Source organism: Clostridium sartagoforme AAU1, assembly GCF_000401215.1.
In the GTDB taxonomy this organism is placed as follows: Bacteria; Bacillota; Clostridia; order Clostridiales; family Clostridiaceae; genus Clostridium; species Clostridium sartagoforme.
In genome coordinates this window covers 1-4,689 of record NZ_ASRV01000212.1, presented here as the reverse complement: position 1 = coordinate 4,689, position 4,689 = coordinate 1, and the positions used below count along the sequence as shown (strand labels likewise).

At 29.0% G+C, this 4,689-nt stretch carries 4 protein-coding genes; all 4 read left to right on the top strand.

Going from position 1 to position 4,689, the window contains the following annotated elements:
- The first annotated feature begins 166 nt into the window (after positions 1–166).
- Genes A500_RS16845 through A500_RS16830 form a run of 4 tightly spaced genes read left to right on the top strand, consistent with a single transcriptional unit; the run spans position 167 to position 4,453 of the window.
- On the top strand, positions 167–1,249 hold the full coding sequence (locus A500_RS16845; protein WP_016208774.1) for a BMP family lipoprotein: 1,083 nt from the start codon (positions 167–169) through the stop codon (positions 1,247–1,249).
- A gap of 15 nt (positions 1,250–1,264) precedes the next feature.
- A complete protein-coding gene (locus A500_RS16840) occupies positions 1,265–2,569 on the top strand; it encodes a pyrimidine-nucleoside phosphorylase (protein ID WP_016208773.1) in 1,305 nt (434 codons plus the stop codon).
- 17 nt (positions 2,570–2,586) lie between these two features.
- Entirely contained in the window at positions 2,587–3,252 is a 666-nt protein-coding gene (gene deoC / locus A500_RS16835; RefSeq protein WP_016208772.1) for a deoxyribose-phosphate aldolase, read from the top strand.
- A gap of 1 nt (position 3,253) precedes the next feature.
- Complete coding sequence (locus tag A500_RS16830; protein WP_016208771.1) at positions 3,254–4,453, top strand: phosphopentomutase; 1,200 nt, start codon at positions 3,254–3,256, stop codon at positions 4,451–4,453.
- Positions 4,454–4,689 lie beyond the last annotated feature (236 nt).

The window sequence follows — 4,689 nt, the reverse complement described above, 5'->3', positions numbered from 1 at the left end:
ATTATTCCAGCCTTATTCATATAACCTATTTTTTCATATTCTTCTTTACTAAGTAATCCTGCAACGACTCCATTTAGAAACGCTTGTTCTTCCCACCTTGTATATTTATGTATAATTATATTATACAAAAGATGTTATAGATAATATCTATTGCAAAGGAGATTAAATGGTTAAAAGAATAGATAAGGTATTAGTTATATTGTTAATACTGATTTCAACAATATTTTTTGTAGCAGCAATAGTTCTTAACTTCAACAATAATTCAAATGAAAAGGGAAAAGAAAAGAACTTAAAAATAGCAGTAATTTTTACAGGTAGTGGTCTTGGAGATAAATCTTTTAATGATTTAATTTATGATGGTTTATTAAAAGCTCAAAAAGAACTTGGTATAGAGTTTGATTATTCAGAACCTATACATGCAGAGGACTATGAAAAGAGTATAATGGAATTTGCAGAAACTGAAGAGTATCAATTGATTATTGCTATTGGGCCAGAACAAGAAGCAGATGTGAAAGCGGTTTCAGAAAAATATCCTAATCAAAAATTTACTTTAATAGATTCAAAGCTTGAAGCAAAAAATATAAGTTCACTTTATACAAGGTGGGAAGAACAAGCGTTTCTAAATGGAGTCGTTGCAGGATTACTTAGTAAAGAAGAATATGAAAAAATAGGTTATATGAATAAGGCTGGAATAATTTTAGGTATGGAAGTACCTCATTTAAGAGAAGGCGCGATTGGTTTTGAAGCTGGATATAGATATGTTAATCCAGATGGGGAAGTTATATCTGCAGTAGTAAACGATTTTAAGAATCCTTTAAAAGCAAGAGAAACTGCATTATTGATGTATAGTAAAGGTGTAAAATACATTCAGCATCTAGCAGGTGCATCAGGGCTTGGAGTATTTTCTGCAGCGAAAGAAGTAGGTGGATATGCCTTCGGAATAGATGAAAATCAAAATTATTTTGATCCTAGTGTTATAATTTCAACTGCTACAAGATATATGAATCAAATTATATTTAATGAAATAAAGTATGTGAATGATAATAGTTGGAATGATGGAGTTCATTTATCAGGACTAAAAGAAGGAATTATAGACATAACAAGAGAAGGATCAGAAGTAGAATTAGATGATAATATAATGAAAACTGTAAATAAAATAAAATCTAAGATAGTAAACGACGAATTAACAATACCTAAGAACAAGGAAGAACTTGAAGCTTGGGTTAAAATAAATAAATATGAAAATTAAATGGAGGGTTTTAAAATGAGAGCTTTTGATATTATTGCAAAAAAAAGAGATAGTAAAGAATTAAGTAAAGAAGAAATAGAATTTTTTATAGATGGATATACAAAAGGTGAGGTGACAGATTACCAAGCATCAGCATTATTGATGGCAATATATCTAAATGGTTTCAATGAAGAAGAAACAGTTAATCTTACTATGGCTATGATAAAATCAGGGGATGTTGTTGATCTTAGCGAAATAAATGGAATAAAGGTTGACAAGCATAGTACAGGTGGTGTTGGAGATAAAACTTCTTTAATATTAGTTCCTATGGTTGCAGCAGCTGGAGGCAAAGTTGCTAAATTATCAGGAAGAGGATTAGGACATACTGGTGGAACACTTGATAAGCTTGAAGCAATACCTAATTTTGATATAAATGTTACAAAGGAAAACTTCATAGATTTTGTTAATAAATCAGGACTTGTAATAGCAGGTCAAACGCAAAACATAGTACCAGCAGATAAAAAGTTATATGCACTTAGAGATGTAACTGCTACCATAGACAGTATTCCATTAATAGCAGCAAGCATAATGAGTAAAAAAATTGCATCAGGTTCAGATGCAATATTACTAGATGTAAAATATGGTGATGGAGCATTTATGAAAACTAAAGAAGATGCTGAAAAATTGGCAGAAGCTATGGTATCAATAGGTAAGGGGTTAAATAGAAATACTTCAGCAGCAATAACATTAAATGGAGAACCATTAGGATATGCAATAGGTAATGCATTAGAAATACAAGAAGTAATAGAAGTATTAAGTGATAGGGGCCCTGAAGATTTAAGAGAATTATGTCTAAGACTTGGAGCACAAATGCTTAAATTATCAAATATAGAAAGTGATGTTAATAAGGCTAGAGGAATTTTAGAAGAAGTTCTTAAGAATGGTAAGGCTCTTGAAAAGCTAAAAGAACTTGTAGTTAATCAAGGTGGAGATGTAAGTGTAATTGAAAATAAGGATTTATTTACTATTTCAGAAGTAGTTCATGAAGTTAAAGCAAAAGAAGAAGGGTATGTATATGAATTAAATGCTGAAAAAGTAGGAATAGCATCATTATTAGCTGGAGCAGGAAGAGAAACTAAAGATGATGATATAGATTATGGAGCAGGAATAATACTATCAAAAAAGATGGGAAGCTATGTTAATAAAGGTGATTTATTAGCTACTATATATACAAGTGATATAAATAGAATTGAAAAAGCCGAAGAAATGCTTTTATCAGCTTATACAATATCTAATGAAAAGCCAGCTAAGGCAGATATAATATATAAAATAATTGAGTAATTACAAGAGGAGGAAATATGGATATAAAAGATATACTAAAAACAGTTGATCATACATTACTTTTACAAACTTCAACATGGGATGAAATAAAAACTATATGTGATGATGGTATGAAATATAAAGTTGCATCAGTATGCATACCACCTTCCTTTGTGAAAAGAGCAAAGGATTATGTTGGAGAGAACTTAAAGGTATGTACAGTAATAGGATTTCCAAATGGATATAATACAACAGAAGTTAAAGTATTTGAAACTAAGGATGCTATATCAAAAGGTGCAGATGAAATTGATATGGTAATAAATATAGGAATGGTAAAAGAAAAGAACTACAAATTTATTACAGAAGAAATAAAAGAAATTAAAAAGGCGTGTGGAGATACTATATTAAAAGTTATAATAGAAACTTGTCTTTTAACAGATGAAGAAAAAATAGAATTATGCGATTGTGTTACAAAGTCTGGAGCTGATTTTATAAAAACATCTACAGGATTCAGTGCAGGTGGAGCAACTATTGAAGATATAGAGTTGTTTAAAAAATATGTTGGAAAAGATGTTAAAATTAAAGCAGCAGGTGGAGTAAAGAGTATTGAAAAAGCAGAAGAGTTTATATCAAAAGGAGCTTCAAGACTTGGAACTAGTTCAATAATTAAGATAATGAATAATGAAGAAGTTAGGGGGTATTAAGATGAAGAATTTTAATAGGGTATTCCTAGTTGTACTTGATTCTGTTGGAATAGGAGAAGCACATGATGCTGAAGATTACGGAGATAAGGGTGCAAATACTTTAGGAAATATAGCTAACTCAATGAATGGATTAAATGTTCCTAATATGGAAAAAATGGGACTAGGGAATATTGCAGATATTAAAGGTGTTAAAAGAGTAGAAAATTCAATTGCATATTATACAAAAGCAACAGAATTATCTAAAGGAAAAGATACGATAACAGGACATTGGGAAATTGCTGGTATCCATATAGAAAAGCCATTTCAAGTTTTTACAGATAACGGATTTCCACAATCATTGATAGATGAATTAGAAGAAAAAACTGGGCATAAATTCTTTGGAAATATTGCAGCATCAGGAACAGCAATTATTGAAGATTTAGGTGAGGAACACTTAAAAACAAAGAGCTTAATATTATATACTTCAGCAGATAGTGTTTTACAAATAGCTGCTAATGAAGAAATTATTCCACTAGAAGAGCTTTATAGAGTATGTGAAATTGCAAGAGAAATAACTTTAAAAGAAGAATATAAAGTTGGAAGAGTAATAGCAAGACCTTTTATTGGGAATAATAAAGAAAATTTTAAAAGAACATCAAATAGAAAAGATTATGCATTGAAGCCACCAACTAGTACTATGCTAGATGAATTAAATTTAATGAATTTAGATGTAGTTGGAATTGGTAAAATTGCTGATATATATTGCAATCAAGGAATAACAAAGAGTATAAAATCTAAGAGTAATGATATGGGTATGGAAGAAACAATAAAAATAGCTAAAGAAAATATGTATAATGGGTTAATTTTCTTAAATTTAGTTGATTTTGATTCAATGTATGGACATAGAAGAGATCCAAAGGGATATAAAGAAGCTTTAGAAAAATTTGATGTTCAATTAAGCACTCTTTTAAATGAATTAAATGATGATGATTTATTAATAATAACAGCAGACCATGGTAATGATCCAACATTTGAAGGAACAGATCATACTAGGGAATATGTTCCTGTACTAGTTTATAGTAAGAAGTTAACAGAACCTAAAGAAATAGATGTATTAAAGAGTATGGCAGATATAGGAGTATCCATAGTAGATAATTTTAATAAGGATAATAAGAAGTTTAATTTTGCCATAGGAGAGAGTTTCCTAAATAAAATTATATAACCTATAAAATATAAGCTTGCATTAAGTAATTATACAAATAATAGTTGAATGAGCTGAATATCTTGTTTAAAATATAAGATATTCAGCATATAATATCAGAAATATAGCTATTACATATTATTAAGACAATTAAGTATTTAATATAAAATTATAAATTTAAATATACAAGGATTATATTAACATCTAGAATATTTATAAAAATAGTAGTTAATTCCTAATAAATATTACAAAACCTG